Below are 17,280 nucleotides of genomic sequence, written 5' to 3'. Positions count from 1 at the left end.
GTCGTTCCACTTTCCCGTCATTCCCGCGAAAGCGGGAACCCATCTCCTGCCCTCTCGCGGAGGGGTTCAAAGCCGAAAGCCAGGGCCAGATCATCCCATTCGGGATTTCCAGCCTCGATCAGCTCGATCTTCCATTGCCTGTTCCATTTCTTGATCCGCTTTTCCCGCAATATCGCGCCATCGATCGCGTCATGCATTTCGAACCAGACAAGGCGCTTGACGCCGTAGTCGCTCGTGAAGCCTTCAATCAAGCCGTTTCGATGTTCGTATAGACGCTTTACAAGGTCGGAGGTAACGCCGGTGTACAGCGTCCCATTTCGGCGGCTCGCCAATATGTAGACCGTTGGGCTGATTTCGCGTTTCATGCATTCCTCGGGAGATGGGTTCCCGCTTTCGCGGGAATGACGAGGTGGAAAAGCGGGGACTTACGCCCGCGCCCCCAGCAACGCCCCGCCGAAGCCGATGAACATCAACCCCGTTCCCCGGTTGAACAACCGCTGCCGGTTCGCGGGCGCCAGCCAGCGGGCGAGCTTCATGCCACCCAGCGCATAGACGCACTGCCAGCCGAACTCGATGGCGACGAAGCTCGCCACCAATATGCCCAGCTGCACCGCAAAGGGCCGATCGGTATCGATGAACTGCGGAAACAGCGCGGCCGCGAAGATGATGAGCTTAGGATTGCTGAGGCCGGTGAGCAACCCGGTGCCATAGAGCGCCCGCAGCGACCGCGCCCGCGTGGCGCCCACCTCGCCTGCTTCACCCACCGGCGCGCGCCAGGCCTTGACGCCCAGCCAGATCAGATAGGCGACACCTGCATAGCGCAACCCGTCGAACAGGCGCGGAGAGGCTTTCAGCAACGCCCCCAGCCCGAGCGCGGAGGCGATCAGGCACAGCAGGATCGCGCTCATCAGCCCCGCCATGGTGGCAAGCGCGCGACGCGGGCCATGATGAATGCTCTGCGTCATCACATGCAGCATGTTCGGTCCCGGCGTGGCCGAGATCAGGAAAACCGCCGTGACATAAAGCCACCAGACATGCAGCGACATGAGGGATATTCCTTCAATACCGTTCGGGCTGAGCGAAGCCGAAGCCAGCGCTTGAGCCTGGCGAAACCGTTCGCCTGCGGCTCAGCAGAACCTTCGACTTCGCCCAGGGTGAGCGGAGATGGGGGTTCACGCCAATCAAAAAGGGCGCCGAAGGCATCTGCCCCGGCGCCCCTTTGGACGATCTTGCGACCGTTCTAAGCTCAGGCCGCGGGCAGCGCAGCCTTCGCCTGGGCGATGATGGCGCTAAACGCCTCGCCTTCGTGCATCGCAATGTCGGCCAGGACCTTGCGGTCCAGATCCACGCCGGCCAGCTTCAGGCCGTGCATGAACTGCGAATAGGTCAGGCCCTCGGCGCGGACACCGGCGTTGATGCGCTGGATCCACAGGCCGCGGAAGGTCCGCTTCTTGACCTTGCGGTCGCGATAGGCGTACTGGCCGGCCTTTTCGACGGCCTGACGGGCGATGCGGATCGTGTTCTTGCGACGGCCATAATAGCCCTTCGCCTGATCCAATATCCTCTTATGCTTCGCCTTGGTGGTCGTACCACGCTTGACACGTGCCATTGGTCAGCCCTCCCTTACTTCAGGCCATAGGGCGCCCAGAGGCGCACATGAGCCACGTCGGCGTCGGACATGACCGAGGTGCCGCGATTCTGGCGGATATATTTCGCATTGTGGCTGATCAGGCGGTGACGCTTGCCAGCGACGCCGTGCTTGACCTTGCCGGAAGCGGTGAACTTGAAGCGCTTCTTCACACCGCTCTTGGTCTTGAGCTTGGGCATTTTCGTCTCCTTTTCAAAGCGCGACGATTACGGACAGCCACGGCAGCCCTAGTTAGCCGGGCGGTCCTTCCAAATATCGCGAAGGGCGGCCCATAGTCGGAAGCATCCCCGAACGCAAGCGATTCGGACCCAAAAAGGCGGATCGGCGTTGAACCGCCATGGCCGACGCCGATCCCCTCCGGCCGGACATGCCGGCAAGCCCCGATCGGCCGGATAGGCCGACAAGCGAAATGCCGCGCCCCCGCGGCACGGGCCATTATGTCCAGCGCGCGAGAGAGGGCTGGCGAAGGCTCCCCCTGCCGGTGCGCATCCTGCTCTGGATCGTCGGCATTCTCTTCGCGCTCTGGCTCATGCTCTTCATCACCAAGGGCCGCTTCCTCAAGCATCCCTTCGAACGGATGCTCGGCAACCGCCTTGAACGCGCCGTGCGCGTCGGCGGCGACTTCCAGCTCTATTTCGACCCCATCACGATCAAGTTCCGCGCCGAGCATATCGCCGTCGCCAATACGCCCTGGGCCAGCCGGCCCGCCTTTTTCCGCGCCGATCTGATCGATAGCCGGATCGCGCCCCTCAGCCTTCTCTTCGGGGACAAGTACAAGGTCCGCTGGCTCGAACTGCGCAATGCCGCCGCCGATCTGGAATGGTCGCGCGACGGCAGGAGCAACACATGGACCTTCGGTGATCCCGGCAGGAAGGGCGAGCCGCTCAACCTGCCGTTGATCCGCCGCGCCCTCCTGGCCGGTACGACGCTGCGCTATCGCGACCCCCGCATGCAGCTCGACGCCGACATCGGATTCGAGACGGTGAGGGCGCAGGACACCCGCTTTGCCAGCGACGTGCGCTTTTCCGGCACGGGCACGATGCGGGGCCGCCCCTTCAGGCTGCGCGGCGGTCTGCTCTCGCCCAACCAGACGGTGACGGGCGGCCGGAACAGGCTTGCCCTCCGGGCCGAGGCTGGCGCGACCGTGCTGGAGGTCAGCGGCACGCTTCCCGGCGCGACGGAGATCGAGGGGGCGGACCTGCGTCTGCTCACCCATGGCCCCAATCTTGCGCGGCTGTTCGATTTCCTGGGCGTCGCCATTCCCGAAACGCGCGCCTATCGCTTCACCTCCGCGCTGACCAAGGCTGGCGAGGAGTGGCGGTTCACCCATCTCAAGGGCCGTTTCGGCGACAGCGATCTGGCGGGGCGCATGACCGTGTCCCTGCCCGACGACCGCCTGCTGCTGAAGGCCGACCTCGCCACCCAAAGCCTCGACATCGTCGATGTCGGCCCGTTCATCGGCTATGACCCCCAGCGGCTGGAGAGGCAGGGCAAGGCGGGCGCGATCCAGACGGTGGGCGGCACGCCGCGCGTCCTGCCCGACGCGCCGCTGCGGGTGGAGGCGCTGCGCAATTTCGATGCGCGCGTCCGCTATGACGTCCGCCGGGTCCGCGCCGACAATCTGCCGGTGTCCAATATCGGCCTGACGCTCTCGCTCGACCGCAGCCTGCTCAGGCTGTCGCCGCTGACATTCGACATGTCGGGCGGTCATGTCAGTTCCGACATCAGCATCAATGCCCGGACAGAACCCGTTCGCACCAGCTACGACATCCGACTGTCGCCCACGCCTATGGGCAAGCTGCTTTCCCGCTGGGGCGTGGAGGAATCCGGCACCACCGGCACGATCAAGGCGCGCGTCCAGATGACCGGCCTCGGCAACACGCTGCACGATTCGCTCAGCACGTCCAACGGTCGCATCGCCGTGATCCTGCCGGCGGGCTCCATGTGGGCGCGCAACGTCCAACTGGCGGAACTCGACATCGGCACCTTCATCACCAAGATGTTCCAGAAGAAGCTGAAGGACCCGGTGGAGATCAATTGCGGCCTGATCGCCTTCACCGTGCGCAACGGCGTGGCCGCCGCCGATCCGATCATCATCGACACGCGCAAGAATGTGATGCTGGGCAGGGGCGGCTTCTCCTTTCGCAACGAAAGCCTGGACCTCGCCTTCCGCGCCGACGGCAAGAAGTTCAGCCTGTTCTCGGGTCAGTCGCCTGTCGGCATCACCGGATATTTCGCCAAGCCGGGCATCGACGTGATCAGCCCCGAACTGGTCGCGCGCGGCGGCGCGGCTGCGGCGCTCGGCATAGCCGCCACGCCGCTTGCCTCGGTACTTGCCTTCGTCGATGTCGGGGATGCGAAGAGCGCTGCCTGCGGTCCGGTCCTTGCCGGCGCGACGGCCGCCGCCCAGCGCACCAAGGGCGGCAAGCCCCGCGACGATGTCGGCCGCGGCACCACGGCCAAGGATGAAGCCGGTAAGGGCAATGCCCGCGAAAATAAGAGCCAGAAGAAGAAATTCCTGGGCATCTTCTGATGCACTGGCGCCCTGCACCAATCGCGGGGTGCTGAGCGGCGATAGGCTCATTTCCCAGCTAACAGATCGCCGTCCGAGCTGGACGAGTGATACACCCTCCTGAAATAATTAGCGCCCTAATGACCCTCATGCCCCTCGGCCAACGCCTCCAGCACGTCATCCAGCCGCGCGGCGTCGCCCAGCGCTATCACCTGACCGTCGCTGTCATGCGTGAGCGGCTCGCCGGTCCAGTCGCACATCCGCCCGCCCGCGCCCTCCACCACCGGCACCAGCGCCGCCAGATCGTGCAGCTTGAGACCCGCCTCGACCACGATGTCGACATGACCCGACGCGACCAGCCCATAATTATAGCAGTCCCCGCCCCAGACGGTGTCGCGGCACTGCCCCGCAAGGCGTGAGAAATGCTCGCCGCTGCAGCCCGGGAAAAGCTGCGGCGCGGTGGAGGCCAGGATCGCCTCGTCCAGGGCGCGGCAGGCGCGGGTGGTCACCGGCTTGCCGTTGAAGGTCGTCGGCTGCCCCATCATTCCCGCCCAGCGTTCCTCCGCAATGGGCTGGTCGATGATCCCGACGGTCGGCCAACCCGCCTGGGTCAGCGCGATCAGCGTGCCGAAGATCGGCCGCCCGGCGATGAAGCTGCGCGTACCGTCGATGGGATCGAGGATCCATACCCGTTCCGCATCCTCGCGGCTCGCGCCATATTCCTCCCCGATGATGCCGTCCTGCGGTCGTTCCTTCTCCAGGATCGCGCGGATCGCTGCTTCCGCAGCCCTGTCCGCCTCCGTCACAGGGGACTTGTCGGATTTGAATTCCATGTCGTAGCGCGCGCGGAAAAAGGGGCGGATCGCCGCGCGGGCGGCGTCGGCAAGGCGGTTGGCAAGGGCCAGATCGTCGCGGGTCGTCATGCCATGGGCCTAGAGCATTTTCCCGCCCGGCGGAACGGTCGACCGCCGTGAAAATGCAAAGGACTGTCGCGACGGGCGAAGTTAAAGGATAGGCTGGGCCTCTCCGATTCCCTGAAGGAGGGATGTGATGCCCGGTTCCCCCGTCATCCCCGGCCTGCGCTATGCCGATGCGCCCGCCGCCATCCGGTTTCTCTGCCGGGCTTTTGGTTTCGAAGTGCAGGCCAGCTACGAAGATGTGGACGACCCGCACATCGTCCATCATGCCCAGCTGGTGCTGGGGGAGGGCATGGTCATGCTGGGCAGCGTCCGCGACGGAGCGATGGAATCGCTCTATAGCTGGAGCACGCCCAGGGAACTGGGCGGCGTCACCACCTGCATCTATGTGGTCGTGCCCGACGCCGACGCCCACTGCCTTCACGCACGGAATGAAGGCGCCGTCGTGGTCAGCGAGCCGCACGACAATGACGGCTATCCCGGTCGCGGCTATGAAGCGCTCGATCCAGAGGGCAATGTCTGGAGCTTCGGCACTTACGACCCCTGGGCGCATTCCGCCTAAACTTCCGGCGGTTCGCGCCGTCCTATCCTTCGATATGTCTCGAAGGAGTTGCTGGTGGCGCTGGTCGGCTGGATTGTAAGTTTCATGGCCCTGTTCGGAGGGCTGGCGCTGTGGCAGGATCTGCCGGCCGACGGTTCGCCCGCATTGGCGAACATCCTGTTCATGCTGGCCCTGCTGACCTGCCCCTGGTTGTGGCGCGACAAGCCGCTCGGCATTTCACTCAGCCAGCGCATCTTCCTGGCGATGGCGCTGGTGTGCAGCCTGCCGCTGCTGCTGTTTCCGCGCAACTGAGCAAAGTCGCGCCGCGCGACTTTGCCGAACGGACATGAAAAAGGCTGCCGATGGGATCATCGGCAGCCTTTTTTCGGCTTCCTGGCGGCGATCTCAGTCGAACAGGCTGGAAACGGAGCTTTCGTCCGCGATGCGCTTGATCGCCTCGCCCAACAGGGGAGCGATCGGCAGATGGCGGATGCTCTTCGCGCCGCAGACCGCATCCGTACCCTGGATCGAGTCGGTGATGACCAGTTCCTTGAGTTCCGACGCCTCGACCCGCGCCACCGCGCCGCCCGACAGCACGCCATGGCTGACATAGGCGGCCACCTCCTCAGCCCCCGCCGCCTTGAGCGCGGCTGCGGCGTTGCAGAGCGTGCCCGCCGAATCGACGATGTCGTCGATCAGCACGCAGAAGCGGCCCTTCACGTCGCCGATGATGTTCATGACCTCCGATTCGCCTGCGCGCTCGCGCCGCTTGTCGACGATGGCGAGGGGGGCGTTGTCCAGCCGCTTGGCAAGGGCGCGGGCGCGCACCACGCCGCCCACGTCCGGCGACACGACCATCAGGTTGCGGTCGCCGAAGCGCGCCTGGATGTCGGCCGACATGACCGGCGCGCCGAACAGATTGTCGGTCGGAATGTCGAAGAAGCCCTGGATCTGCCCGGCGTGCAGGTCCACCGACAGTACGCGGTTGGCGCCTGCGGTGGTGATGAGATTGGCGACCAGCTTGGCCGAGATCGGCGTGCGGGGGCCGGGCTTCCGATCCTGCCGGGCATAGCCGAAATAGGGGACCACCGCCGTGATTCGCTTGGCCGACGCGCGCTTCAGCGCGTCGATCATGATCAGCAGCTCCATCAGATTGTCGTTCGTCGGATAGCTGGTCGACTGGATCACGAACACGTCCTCGCCGCGGACATTCTCGTGAATTTCCACGAAAACCTCTTCGTCGGCGAAGCGGCGGACGCTCGCGTCGGTCAGGGGAATCTCGATATAGTCGGCGATGGCGGCCGCGAGCGGCTTGTTGGAATTGCCGGTCATGAGCTTCATGGCCAAACCCCTAGAACTAAATGGCGTGACAAATTGGTGACGCTGTCGGAACGCGGCCCCTTTAGCGGCGGAGGCCCCTCCTGAAAAGGCGCTTTTGCGCGCTGCTGCAAAATGCTCTAGGGGCGCGGACCATGACCGACAAACTCGTGATAGCCCTGGCCCAGATGACGCAGTCGGTGGGCGACTTGTCCGCCAATGCCGACGCGATGCTGGAATGGCGTGCGCGGGCGATGGAGGCGGACCTCATCGTCTATCCCGAACTGCAACTGATCGGCTATCCGCCCGAGGATCTGGTGCTGAAGCCCGCGCTGGTGGACCGGGCCAATCATGAGCTGGACCGGCTGGCGCAGGCGACCGCCGACGGCGGCCCCGCCATGCTGGTGGGCACGGTCGTGGCGTCGCAAGGCGTCCTGTTCAATGTCGTCGCCCTGCTGGAGAATGGCGCGGTCACCGCCATCCGGCAGAAGCGGGAATTGCCCAATTACGGCACCTTCGACGAAAAGCGCCTGTTCGCCCCCGGTCCGCTGCCCGCGCCCATCGAGTTCCGGGGCGTTCGCATCGGCGTCCCGATCTGCGAGGACATCTGGTTTCCCTTCGTCACCGCCCATTTGCGGGCGGAAGGCGCGGAAATCCTGATCAGCCCCAACGGCTCCCCGTTCGAGGTCGACAAGGACGACCGCCGCATCAACGCCGTCGCCGGGACCCGGGTTCGTGAAACCGGCCTGCCGCTCGTCTATCTGAACCGCGTTGGCGGGCAGGACGAACTGGTGTTCGACGGCGCCTCCTTCGTCATGAACGGCGACCTCAGCCTGGCGCACCAGCTTCCCGACTGGGAAGAGGCGCTGGTCCTGACGCAATGGGAAAAATGGGAAGGCCAGTGGGTCTGCCTTCCCGGCGAGCGTCACGCGCTCGATGATCGCCCCGCCGACATCTACAACGCCATGGTCCTGGGCCTGCGCGACTATGTGAACGGGAACCGCTTTCCCGGAGTCGTGCTTGGCCTGTCGGGCGGCATCGACTCGGCCCTTTCCGCTGCCGTCGCGGTGGACGCGCTGGGCGCCGACCGGGTGTGGTGCGTGATGATGCCATCGCGCTTCACCAGCCGGGAAAGCCTGGACGATGCCATCGAATGCGCCCGCCTGCTGGGCGTCCGCTACGACAGCATCCCCATCGAACCCGCGGTGGAGGCTTTCGATGCGATGCTGGCCGACGTCTTCGCCGGCCGCCAGCGCGACCTGACGGAGGAGAATATCCAGTCCCGCATCCGGGGCGTGACGCTGATGGGCCTGTCCAACAAATTCGGTCATATGCTGCTCACCACCGGCAACAAGAGCGAGATGTCGGTCGGCTATGCCACCATCTATGGCGACATGGCGGGCGGCTATTCGGTGCTGAAGGACGCCTATAAGACGACGGTGTTCGACCTTTGCCGCTGGCGCAACGAGAATGTCCCGTCGCTGGGCGAGGGGTTCGGCCCCAATGGCCCCGTCATGCCCGAGCGCGTCATCACCAAGCCGCCCAGCGCCGAATTGCGCGACAACCAGAAGGACGAGGACAGCCTGCCCCCCTATGAGGTGCTGGACCCCATCCTCTACGGTTTGGTGGAGGAGGAACTGTCGGTCGAGCAACTGGTCGCCCGCGGATTCGAACGCGACACGGTCGCCCGTATCGAACGGCTGCTCTATGTCGCGGAATATAAGCGCCGCCAGTCGCCCCCGGGCGTGAAGCTTGGCATCCGCAATTTCGGCCGCGACCGCCGCTACCCGATCACCAACGCCTTCCGCACGCTGTAGACCGCATGACAGTCATCACCCGCTTCGCTCCGTCGCCCACCGGCAACCTCCATGTCGGCAATATCCGCGCCGCGCTGCACAACTGGCTGTTCGCGCGCAAATATGGCGGCCAGTTCCTGCTGCGCCTCGACGACACCGATCTCGAACGCTCGCGCCCCGAATATGCCGATGGCATCAAGGCGGACCTGAACTGGCTCGGCCTGCATTGGGACGGGGAGGAGAAGCAGTCCGACCGCTTCGCCCTCTATGAGGAAAAGTTCGAAGCGCTCAAGGCGTCGGGTCATGTCTATCCGGCCTATGAAACCGCGCAGGAACTGGACCTGCGCCGCAAGGTGCTGCTGGGTCGTGGCCTGCCGCCGGTCTATGACCGGGCGGCGCTGTCCCTGAGCGCGGACCAGATTGCGGCCTATGAAGCCGAAGGGCGTCGGCCGCACTGGCGCTTCAGACTGGATCATGACCTGCCCATCGGCTGGACCGACCTGATCCGCGGCGACCAGCGCTTCGACCCGAAACTATTGTCCGATCCGGTGATCCGCCGCGCCGATGGAAGCTGGCTCTATATGCTGCCGTCGGTGATCGACGACATCGCCATGGGCGTCACCCATGTTCTGCGCGGGGAAGACCATGTGTCCAACACTGCGACGCAGATCCAGATGTTCGCGGCGCTGGGCGCGACACTGCCCGCCTTCGCCCATGAAGCGCTGCTGACCGGGAGCGAAGGCAAGCTTTCCAAGCGGCTGGGGTCGCTTGGCGTCGCGCATTTTCGCGAGAGCGGTCTTGAACCGATGGCCATCGCCTCCCTGCTGGCGCGGCTGGGCAGTGCCATGCCGGTGGAACCCTTTACGGACCTGCAACCGCTGATCGACAGCTTCCACTTCGCCCATTTCGGCCGTGCGCCAGCGCGCTTCGATGAAGGGGAACTGGCGAGCCTCAACCAGAAGATCGTCCACCTGCTGCCCTATGCGGCTGTTGCGGATCGTTTGCTCCAGGGCATGGACGAAGCGGCCTGGGAGGCCATCCGCCCCAATCTGGAAACCGTGGCGGGGGCGGCTGACTGGTGGCGGATCGTCACCGGCCCGATCGACGCGCCATTCCCGGCGGACGAAGATCGCGACTTCCTGGCCCTGGCGCATGCCCGGCTGGCGGAGGCGAGCTTCGATGCCGCCATCTGGCGAACCCTGACCGAAGCGCTGAAGTCGGAAACCGGCCGCAAGGGCAAGGCGCTGTTCCTGCCGCTGCGCCGGGCACTGACCGGACTGGACCATGGACCGGACATGGGCCAGCTCCTGCCGCTGATCGGGCGGGAAGAAGCCTTGGCGCGTCTGTCGGTCTGATCGGGAGATTTGGTGAGGAGCGGACCAGAAGACCGTTCGGGCCGAGCTTGTCGAAGCCCTTTATGCCTGTTTTTGCGCCACAGTCCCAAGCAAGACCGGTGGGAGAAAGCAGGCCTGTCCGCTCTCCACCCGGGCCACTATCCCGGCGCTCCGAAAGCCCTACCGCTGCATAAGCTCCAGCGCCCGGCCCACGGCCAAAATCCCTTCCGGCGCGGCTGCGAAGCCCATATGGGTGCAGTCGACCTCGATTGCCCGATCCCGCTCGCCGACGCGCCCCTTGGCGCATTGGGGCAGTATCACGCCATCCCGACGCGACCAGAGCGCCACGGTCGGCACCGGCGGTTTTTCCTCACGCCGGCAGGTGAAGGGCGGCCGGTCGACCGGAAATCCGGAAACGAGCTGGTAGAGCCGCCACGCATGATTGGCGCGGGGATCGCCGGAAAAGGGCGTACCCATCGTCACGACGCCGCCGACCTTATGCATGGCGAATTTGGCATATTCCCGCGCGAACAGCCCGCCCAGGCTCCAGCCCACCAGAGTGACGGGCGCTCCGGTCTCACGCCTTATGGCGTCCACCCGGCGGTCGATCTGTTCCAGACTGTCCGGCTTGGGTCCGAAATTGCGGCCCATGCCCCAGCCATGCGCCTCATAACCCGCCGCGTTCAGCACGGCGCGTAAAGGCTCCATCCGCTGCTCGCTTGCGAGCAGGCCCGGGATCAGCAGGACCTGCCGCCCATCGCCATGGATGGCCCGCGCCAGTTGGGCAGCCTGCGCCCGTGTCCGCGCCAGATCGAAAGGCACCGATGCATTACCCAACAGATGCTGGAGCGACGGCCGCTCGGCCGCGCGAGGTCCGCTGGCCAGGCGGCTCTTCCAGAAACTGGCAATGGCGTCGGCATAGGGCGGCACGAAAATGTCTTTCCTTCTTCCAACAGGAAAAATGACATTCTCATGACACAGGCTCCCGAGTCCATGGAGATTTGTCCACGGGCATGAACGGTTCGCCGTTTGTGACAGTGGCTTATGGAAGGATCAGGGCGCCAATGGAGAGGTCTGCGCCACCGGCGCGCCGTCGGCCGCTCGCAATTGGCGCGGCTCCAATATCGCGGCCGTTTCGATCAGGTCCAGCGCCCGCCGCGCTTCCATGTAGCGCCGCGCATATTGCATCCAGCGGTCTGCCGCCGCGCGTCCCGGCATCTGCTCCACCTCGGCGAGAGCCGCGCCGACCTGCGATCCGTCCAGATAGCGCAGCGCCCGGTCCAGCGCTGCCTGCGGCCGGGGAGAGGGGGTGGACGCCCGGTGAATGGTGATGATCTCCCGCGCCTCATGTTCCAGCGCTTCCCACCAGCTCGCGTCGGCGGGCGGGACGGTGACCCGGTCGGCCAGGGCCGTCAGCCCGGCGCGCAGGTCGGCCAGCGTCACCGGTTCCCGCGCGGCGTTGATGATGGTCGCCACCGCGCGCGGCTGCGCCTGTCCGAAACGAAGGCGCAACTGGCCCTCGATATAGCCGAGCGGCGTCCCGCTATCGAGCGCCCGCCGCGCCGCGAAGGCGACCAGCAGGCCCTCCGCGCGCGCCGCGTTGCCCGACGCCGCCTGCGCCTCCACCGTGATGCGGTTGAGCCGTTCCTCCAGTTGCACGACGCGCGCGTCCAGCATCTGCCCGGCATCGGCGGACAGCGGCCGCATCGGCACGCCCGGCGCGGCGGCATTCAGCAACGGATCGCTCAGCACCGACGGCCGTTGCGGTGCATTCCACCGCTGGATGCGCGGCAGGGCGAGGACGGTCAGCACGACCCCGACCGCAAAGGCGAGCAAGACCAGCAGCACCAGCAGCCAGGATCCGCGTCGCGCCGGGGGCGGCGCCGCTACGCCGCCGGACGGGCCATCCGTGTCGCTCATCAAGGGCTTTTCTTCCATATGAGGCGAATCATTCGCATAATCGGACGGCAAGGGCCAGCATCCTCTCATCATCGGGCTTATCGGGCGCCTGAGCGCTGGCCCATCCGGTGCCGCAGGCGACCAGCGCCGCAGGGCTGATGGCGATCAGGTGGAGTGATCTGCGCAGCCCCGGACCCACATGGCGCGCCAGCAATTCGCCGGCACGCGGGGAATGGACCAGAAGGACGCTGCCGGCCTCCAGCCGCTCCGCCCATCCCTCATCGCCGGTCCGCAGCATTTCATAGACGACGACCCGCTCGATCCGCAGCGCGCCCGCGTCGATCGGCGCCACCGTCCGCCCCGCCAGATGCAGCACATCGCCATGCCCGTCCGCCGCGATCCGCCGCGCAATGGAGGTGCCGTCGCCATCCCCGGCGACGACATCTGCGAATCCGGCTTCCTCCAGCGCCTTCGCCGTCGCCTGTCCGACCGCATAGACGGGCAACTTCCGATAGCGGGCCAGCCCTTCCCCCGCCAGCCGGGTCGCATTGGCACTGGTCAGCAACAGGGCGTCGAATCTTTCCGGGGCAGGGGCCTCCCATTGCAGCGCCCGGGGCGCGAACAGCGGAAAGACCCGCGTTTTCAGCCCCAGTTCCGCCGCCCGCGCCGCGGTCTTGCCCGCCCCCGGTTCAGGCCGCAGGATGACGAGGGGCCTCACGCCTCGAACAAAGCCCGCAGCGTCGGGCTGGCCCTGTCCAGCAAAGCGCGTCCCATCCTTTCCGCGGCGGCGGCATCGTCCCGCCCGATCCGCAGCGCATCGCTGACCGTCTCCTGCCCGTCGGGGCTGATGATCTCGGCCCGCAGATGGACCCGCCCATCCTCCAGCCGGGCCAGCGCCGCAATGGGCGAATGGCAGGTGCCGCCGAGCCCGGCCAGCACCGCGCGCTCCGCCATCACGCAATCGAAGGTGTCGGCGTCGCTGATCGACGCCAGCAGATCGAGCACCGCTTCATTGTCGCTCAGCGTCTCGATGCCCACGGCGCCCTGGGACGGCGCGGGCAGCATGACCTCGACGGGGATGGTGACGCCCACATCGCCCTGGCCCAGCCGGTCGAGCCCGGCCGCCGCCAGCAGGGTCGCATGCGCCTCCCCCCTTTCCAGCTTGGCGAGCCGCGTCGCGACATTGCCGCGGAACAGGATGACCTCCGCGTCGGGCCGAAGCCGCCTGACCTGCGCCGCCCGGCGCGGCGAGCTGGTGCCCACCACCGGCCTTTCGGGGAGCGCCGCGAAACTGTCCGCGCCCACAAGGCGGTCGCGCACATCGGCGCGGGGCAGCATGGCGGCGATGCGGATTTCGGCGGGCCGGATCGTCTCCACATCCTTCATCGAATGGACGGTGAAATCGATCTCCCCACTGGCCAGCGCGCGGTCCAGCTCCTTGGTCCAAAGCGCCTTGCCGCCGATTTCCGCGAGCGCCCGGTCCTGAATGCGGTCGCCGCTGGTCTGCACCACGACGATCTCGACCGCCCCCTCGTCCCAGCCGTGGCGCGCCCGCAGCGCCGCCACCGTCATATGGGCCTGCGCCAGCGCGAGCGGGGAGCCACGCGTGCCAAGGCGAAGGGGCGTGTGGGGCGGACGGGAAGGCTTTTGCATGATCCCGCTTGCTCTAATGATCGCGGGCATTAGATGGAAGCGGCAATGACGATCATCCTCGGCCTGGAATCAAGCTGCGACGAAACCGCGGCGGCGCTGGTGACGGCGGAGGGCAAGATCCTGGCCCACCGCCTCGCCACGCAGGAGGAGGCGCATCGCCCCTATGGCGGCGTCGTCCCGGAAATCGCCGCCCGCGCCCATGTCGAGGCGCTTTCGCCCTTGATAGAGGCGGCTCTGAAGGACGCCGACCTTACGCTTGGCGATGTGGACGTGATCGCCGCCACCGCCGGCCCCGGCCTGATCGGCGGCGTGATGGTCGGCCTCGTCACCGGCAAGGCGCTCGCCCATGCCGCGAACAAGCCCCTGATCGCGGTCAACCATTTGGAAGGCCATGCCCTTTCGCCGCGCCTGGCCGATCCGACGCTGCAATTCCCCTATCTGCTGCTGCTGGTGTCGGGCGGCCATTGCCAGTTGCTGCATGTGCGGGGGCCGGGCGACTATGCCCGCCTGGCCACCACCATCGATGACGCAAGCGGCGAGGCCTTCGACAAGACCGCCAAGCTGCTCGGACTGGGCTATCCCGGCGGGCCAGCGGTGGAGAAGGCCGCCGCCGATGGCAATTCGAGGGCCGTTCCCCTGCCACGCCCGCTGGTCGGCACCGCCGAGCCGCATTTCTCCTTCGCCGGCCTCAAGAGCGCGGTCATGCGCGCGGCCCAGTCCGGCCGATATTCGACCGAGGACATCGCCGCCAGCTTCCAGCAGGCCGTCATCGACTGCCTGATCGACCGCACCGAGCGGCAGTTGGCGGGCCTTCAGGACATCACCGCCCTCGTCGTCGCGGGGGGCGTCGCCGCCAACCAGTCGATCCGCGCCGCGTTGGAAGCGCTCGCCGCAAAGCACGATCTGCCCTTTGTCGCGCCGCCGCTCTGGCTCTGCACGGACAATGCGGCGATGATCGCATGGGCCGGGGCGGAACGCTATGCGGCGGGCCTGATCGACGACCTCACGGTCCCGGCGCGCCCGCGCTGGCCGCTGGACCCCGGCGCGGAAAAGGCGCGCGGCGCAGGAGTGAAAGCATGAAGGCTCCCTCCCTGAAGGCAGGCGTCATCGGAGCAGGCGCCTGGGGCACCGCGCTGGCCCAGACGCTGGCGGCGGATGGGCGGCATGTCCGCCTCTGGGCGCTGGAACCCGAAGTCGTGGCGGCGGTCAACGGCGACCGCCAGAACCCGCTCTACCTGCCCCATATCCCGCTCAGCGCCTCGATCGAGGCGACCGGCGACATGGCCGCCATGGCCGACCGCGATCTGCTGCTGATCGTCAGCCCTGCCCAGCATCTGCGCACCGTCGTGGCGCAGGCGCCGGCGGGCACGCCGCTCGTCCTCTGTTCCAAGGGGATCGAGGCGGGCACCAGCCTGCTGATGTCCGAGGTGGCGATGGAAGCGCAGCCGACCTCGCCCATCGCCGTCCTTTCGGGGCCGACCTTCGCGCATGAGGTCGCCAGGGGCCTGCCCACCGCGATCACCCTCGCCTGCGCCGACGCCGCTCTTGCCGCGAAGATTGCGGGCCGCATTGCGCGGCCTGCCTTCCGCCCCTATCTGTCCGACGATGTCGTCGGCGCGGAGATTGGCGGGGCGGTGAAGAACGTCCTCGCGATCGCCTGCGGCGTCGCGGAGGGCGCGGGCCTGGGCCTCAATGCCCGCGCCTCGCTGATCAGCCGGGGCTTTGCCGAAATGACCCGCTTCGGTCTGGCCAGGGGCGCCCGCGCCGAAACGCTGGCTGGCCTTTCCGGACTGGGCGATCTCGTCCTTACCTGTTCCTCGACCAACAGCCGCAACTTCTCGCTCGGCAAGGGGCTGGGGGAGGGGCGGGCTGCCAGCGACCTGCTGGCCAACCGCCGGACCGTCGCGGAAGGGGCCTTTACCGCGCCCGTGCTGCGGGAAGCCGCCCGCGCCGCCCATGTCGAAATGCCCGTGGTCGAGGCGGTCTGCGCCCTGCTGGAAGATGCCGCGCCGCTCGCCCAAGTGATGGATGCGCTGCTCGCCCGTCCGCTGCGCGCCGAATAAATTCATCGCCCTATCATCATTTGTTGCTACAGTCCGGCTCCACAAAATGACGCGACAGCATTGATGTCACAGGGGGATCATAATTCTTTGGCGGCTGAAGGGGCCTCTCCCGCGCAGCAGGACGATATTGCGGCGCTTGCCAAGGGTGGACGGACCAATGTGTTCGGTTTCCTGCTCCGCCTCGCGGCGCGCCTGCCGTTCCTGTTCATCGCCGGCCGCTGGTATGGCGCCGACGCGCTGGGCCGCTTCGCCTATGCGGTGCTGGTGGTGGAGTTCGTCGCCCAGCTCGCGACGCTCGGCCTGAAACGCGGCCTCGCGGGCGCGCTCGCCCAGACCGAGCGGCCGCACAGCCATGTCGTGACCGACGCCATGGTGGTGACGCTGATCGCCTCCCTGATCGGCAGCGCGCTCCTGGTCGCCTTCCCCCAGGCCATGTTCCCGAACAGCGGCATCAACGGCCTCGACCGCCTGCTCGCCCTGATCGTGATCGCGGTCGCCGGGTCCGACGTGGCGCTGGCCGCCTGCGCCTATCGCTTCGACATCGGCGCCACGGTGCGGGCCCGGTCCATCATCGAACCCTGGGCGATCAGCATCGGCGCCTTCGGCTTCGCTTATTATTCGACCCGCGACGGGCTGATCCTCTCCTATGTGGTCTCGATGATCGCCGCGCTGGTCGCCTCGATCATTCCGATGACCCGCCATTACGGCATTCCCTATGGCTGGCGCCCGGATTTTGGACGGCTGTGGCGGCTGGCGCGCCGCAATCTGCCGCTGGCGGCGGCGGACGGCGTGGAATGGGGGTCGCGCCGGCTGGACATGGCGATCCTCGGCCTGTTCGTCAGCCCCGCCGTGGTCGGCATCTATTATGTGGCGCAGCAGGTCGCCTCCCTGCCCCAGAAACTGAAGACCAGCTTCGACCCGATCCTGGGCCCGGTCATCACCCGCAATCTTTCGGAGGGCAATCTCACCGCCATAGCGCGGCAGGTGAGCCAGGTCGGCTTCTGGATCATCGCGGCGCAGGCGGGCATCGCGCTTGCGCTCGGCATTCCGGGCGAAGCGGTGATGGGGCTGGTCGGCCCCCATTTCGTCGGCGGAACGGGTGCGCTCGCCTTCCTGCTGCTGGCCGAAGTCGTGGCGGCGACCGCCGTGGTCAGCGAATCGGCGCTGGTCTATATCGCGCGGCACCGCAATCTGATGATCTCGCTGCTGATGATCGGGCTTCAGGCGGCGCTCAGCTTCGCTCTGATCTTCGTGGCGCGGCGCCTGGGCCTGCACGACATGGCCATCGCCGCCGCGCCGGCGCTGGCGCTCAGCATAGCGCTGGGCGTCAGTGCGCTGGTCAAGGCGCGCCTGCTGTCGAACCTGCTGGGCGCCAGGGTCAACGCCTGGCGCTGGCCGTTGCTCAGCGCTTCCGGCGTCGCCTGCATCGTTGGCGCGGCTTTCGTCGCATTGCCACCTCATTTCGAGTGGGTGGAGCTTGTCTTCGGCGTCTTCACCATCCTCGGCGTCTACGGCTTCGTCATCTGGCGCTGGGGGTTCGGCCCCGACGACCGCGCGCTGTTCCGAAAGCAGAAGCCGGCCTGACGCAAAGGAAAAGGCC

At 66.7% G+C, this 17,280-nt stretch carries 18 protein-coding genes; 8 read left to right on the top strand and 10 right to left on the bottom strand.

The window, feature by feature from the left end; all coding sequences use genetic code 11:
• Window positions 1–17 precede the first annotated feature (17 nt).
• From LDB29_RS16465 to rpmI, 4 genes are all read right to left on the bottom strand, one after another.
• Window positions 18–365 (bottom strand): GIY-YIG nuclease family protein, encoded by a 348-nt coding sequence (locus LDB29_RS16465; protein ID WP_007689499.1) that lies wholly within the window; start codon window positions 363–365, stop codon window positions 18–20.
• 60 nt (window positions 366–425) lie between these two features.
• Entirely contained in the window at window positions 426–1,046 is a 621-nt protein-coding gene (locus tag LDB29_RS16460; RefSeq protein ID WP_025548232.1) for a LysE family translocator, read from the bottom strand.
• A gap of 200 nt (window positions 1,047–1,246) precedes the next feature.
• A complete protein-coding gene (rplT, locus tag LDB29_RS16455) occupies window positions 1,247–1,609 on the bottom strand; it encodes a 50S ribosomal protein L20 (protein WP_022682430.1) in 363 nt (120 codons plus the stop codon).
• A gap of 14 nt (window positions 1,610–1,623) precedes the next feature.
• The gene (rpmI, locus tag LDB29_RS16450) at window positions 1,624–1,827 is read right to left on the bottom strand and encodes a 50S ribosomal protein L35 (RefSeq protein WP_007689506.1); all 204 of its coding nucleotides are present in this window, start codon (window positions 1,825–1,827) and stop codon (window positions 1,624–1,626) included.
• Window positions 1,828–1,985: 158 nt separating this feature from the next.
• On the opposite strand from rpmI, the gene LDB29_RS16445 reads away from it, so the two are divergent.
• On the top strand, window positions 1,986–4,181 hold the full coding sequence (locus LDB29_RS16445; RefSeq protein WP_193666680.1) for an AsmA family protein: 2,196 nt from the start codon (window positions 1,986–1,988) through the stop codon (window positions 4,179–4,181).
• A 116-nt stretch (window positions 4,182–4,297) separates the two neighbouring features.
• On the opposite strand, the gene hisN is transcribed toward LDB29_RS16445, so the two are convergent.
• Window positions 4,298–5,083 carry a histidinol-phosphatase gene (hisN, locus tag LDB29_RS16440; protein WP_025548235.1) on the bottom strand — a complete coding sequence of 262 codons (786 nt, stop codon included), beginning with the start codon at window positions 5,081–5,083 and terminating at the stop codon, window positions 4,298–4,300.
• A 127-nt stretch (window positions 5,084–5,210) separates the two neighbouring features.
• Between hisN and LDB29_RS16435 the strand changes: the two genes are divergently transcribed.
• Both LDB29_RS16435 and LDB29_RS16430 read left to right on the top strand, forming a co-directional pair.
• A complete protein-coding gene (locus tag LDB29_RS16435) occupies window positions 5,211–5,639 on the top strand; it encodes a VOC family protein (RefSeq protein ID WP_025548236.1) in 429 nt (142 codons plus the stop codon).
• 54 nt (window positions 5,640–5,693) lie between these two features.
• Complete coding sequence (locus tag LDB29_RS16430; RefSeq protein ID WP_025548238.1) at window positions 5,694–5,930, top strand: hypothetical protein; 237 nt, start codon at window positions 5,694–5,696, stop codon at window positions 5,928–5,930.
• Between the two features lie 93 nt (window positions 5,931–6,023).
• On the opposite strand, the gene LDB29_RS16425 is transcribed toward LDB29_RS16430, so the two are convergent.
• Complete coding sequence (locus LDB29_RS16425) at window positions 6,024–6,959, bottom strand: ribose-phosphate pyrophosphokinase (RefSeq protein WP_025548240.1); 936 nt, start codon at window positions 6,957–6,959, stop codon at window positions 6,024–6,026.
• A 131-nt stretch (window positions 6,960–7,090) separates the two neighbouring features.
• On the opposite strand from LDB29_RS16425, the gene LDB29_RS16420 reads away from it, so the two are divergent.
• Together LDB29_RS16420 and gltX are read left to right on the top strand one after the other, a co-directional pair.
• A complete protein-coding gene (locus tag LDB29_RS16420; RefSeq protein ID WP_193666679.1) occupies window positions 7,091–8,752 on the top strand; it encodes an NAD+ synthase in 1,662 nt (553 codons plus the stop codon).
• 5 nt (window positions 8,753–8,757) lie between these two features.
• Window positions 8,758–10,086, top strand: coding sequence for a glutamate--tRNA ligase (gene gltX / locus LDB29_RS16415; protein ID WP_025548241.1), 1,329 nt, complete (start codon window positions 8,758–8,760; stop codon window positions 10,084–10,086).
• Between the two features lie 159 nt (window positions 10,087–10,245).
• On the opposite strand, the gene LDB29_RS16410 is transcribed toward gltX, so the two are convergent.
• The 4 genes from LDB29_RS16410 to hemC form a co-directional block, all read right to left on the bottom strand.
• Window positions 10,246–10,995, bottom strand: coding sequence for a triacylglycerol lipase (locus LDB29_RS16410; RefSeq protein ID WP_025548243.1), 750 nt, complete (start codon window positions 10,993–10,995; stop codon window positions 10,246–10,248).
• Between the two features lie 123 nt (window positions 10,996–11,118).
• Entirely contained in the window at window positions 11,119–12,003 is an 885-nt protein-coding gene (locus LDB29_RS16405; RefSeq protein ID WP_025548244.1) for a hypothetical protein, read from the bottom strand.
• Between the two features lie 10 nt (window positions 12,004–12,013).
• Entirely contained in the window at window positions 12,014–12,682 is a 669-nt protein-coding gene (locus LDB29_RS16400; RefSeq protein ID WP_025548246.1) for a uroporphyrinogen-III synthase, read from the bottom strand.
• Window positions 12,679–13,617, bottom strand: coding sequence for a hydroxymethylbilane synthase (gene hemC / locus LDB29_RS16395; RefSeq protein ID WP_025548248.1), 939 nt, complete (start codon window positions 13,615–13,617; stop codon window positions 12,679–12,681). The genes LDB29_RS16400 and hemC overlap by 4 nt, the downstream gene beginning before the upstream one ends.
• 45 nt (window positions 13,618–13,662) lie before the next feature.
• On the opposite strand from hemC, the gene tsaD reads away from it, so the two are divergent.
• The 3 genes from tsaD to LDB29_RS16380 all read left to right on the top strand — a co-directional run bounded on the left by tsaD (window position 13,663) and on the right by LDB29_RS16380 (window position 17,264).
• Window positions 13,663–14,697 carry a tRNA (adenosine(37)-N6)-threonylcarbamoyltransferase complex transferase subunit TsaD gene (tsaD, locus tag LDB29_RS16390; protein WP_025548249.1) on the top strand — a complete coding sequence of 345 codons (1,035 nt, stop codon included), beginning with the start codon at window positions 13,663–13,665 and terminating at the stop codon, window positions 14,695–14,697.
• On the top strand, window positions 14,694–15,680 hold the full coding sequence (locus LDB29_RS16385) for an NAD(P)H-dependent glycerol-3-phosphate dehydrogenase (RefSeq protein ID WP_044661191.1): 987 nt from the start codon (window positions 14,694–14,696) through the stop codon (window positions 15,678–15,680). The genes tsaD and LDB29_RS16385 overlap by 4 nt, the downstream gene beginning before the upstream one ends.
• A 63-nt stretch (window positions 15,681–15,743) precedes the next feature.
• A complete protein-coding gene (locus LDB29_RS16380) occupies window positions 15,744–17,264 on the top strand; it encodes a lipopolysaccharide biosynthesis protein (protein WP_371873103.1) in 1,521 nt (506 codons plus the stop codon).
• Window positions 17,265–17,280: the final 16 nt, after the last annotated feature.

Origin of the sequence: Sphingobium sp. CFD-2 (assembly GCF_024611135.1) — a bacterium.
GTDB lineage: Bacteria > Pseudomonadota > Alphaproteobacteria > Sphingomonadales > Sphingomonadaceae > Sphingobium > Sphingobium fuliginis.
The sequence above is the reverse complement of the archived record's forward strand: the minus strand, read 5'-3'. Positions and strand labels throughout refer to the sequence as shown.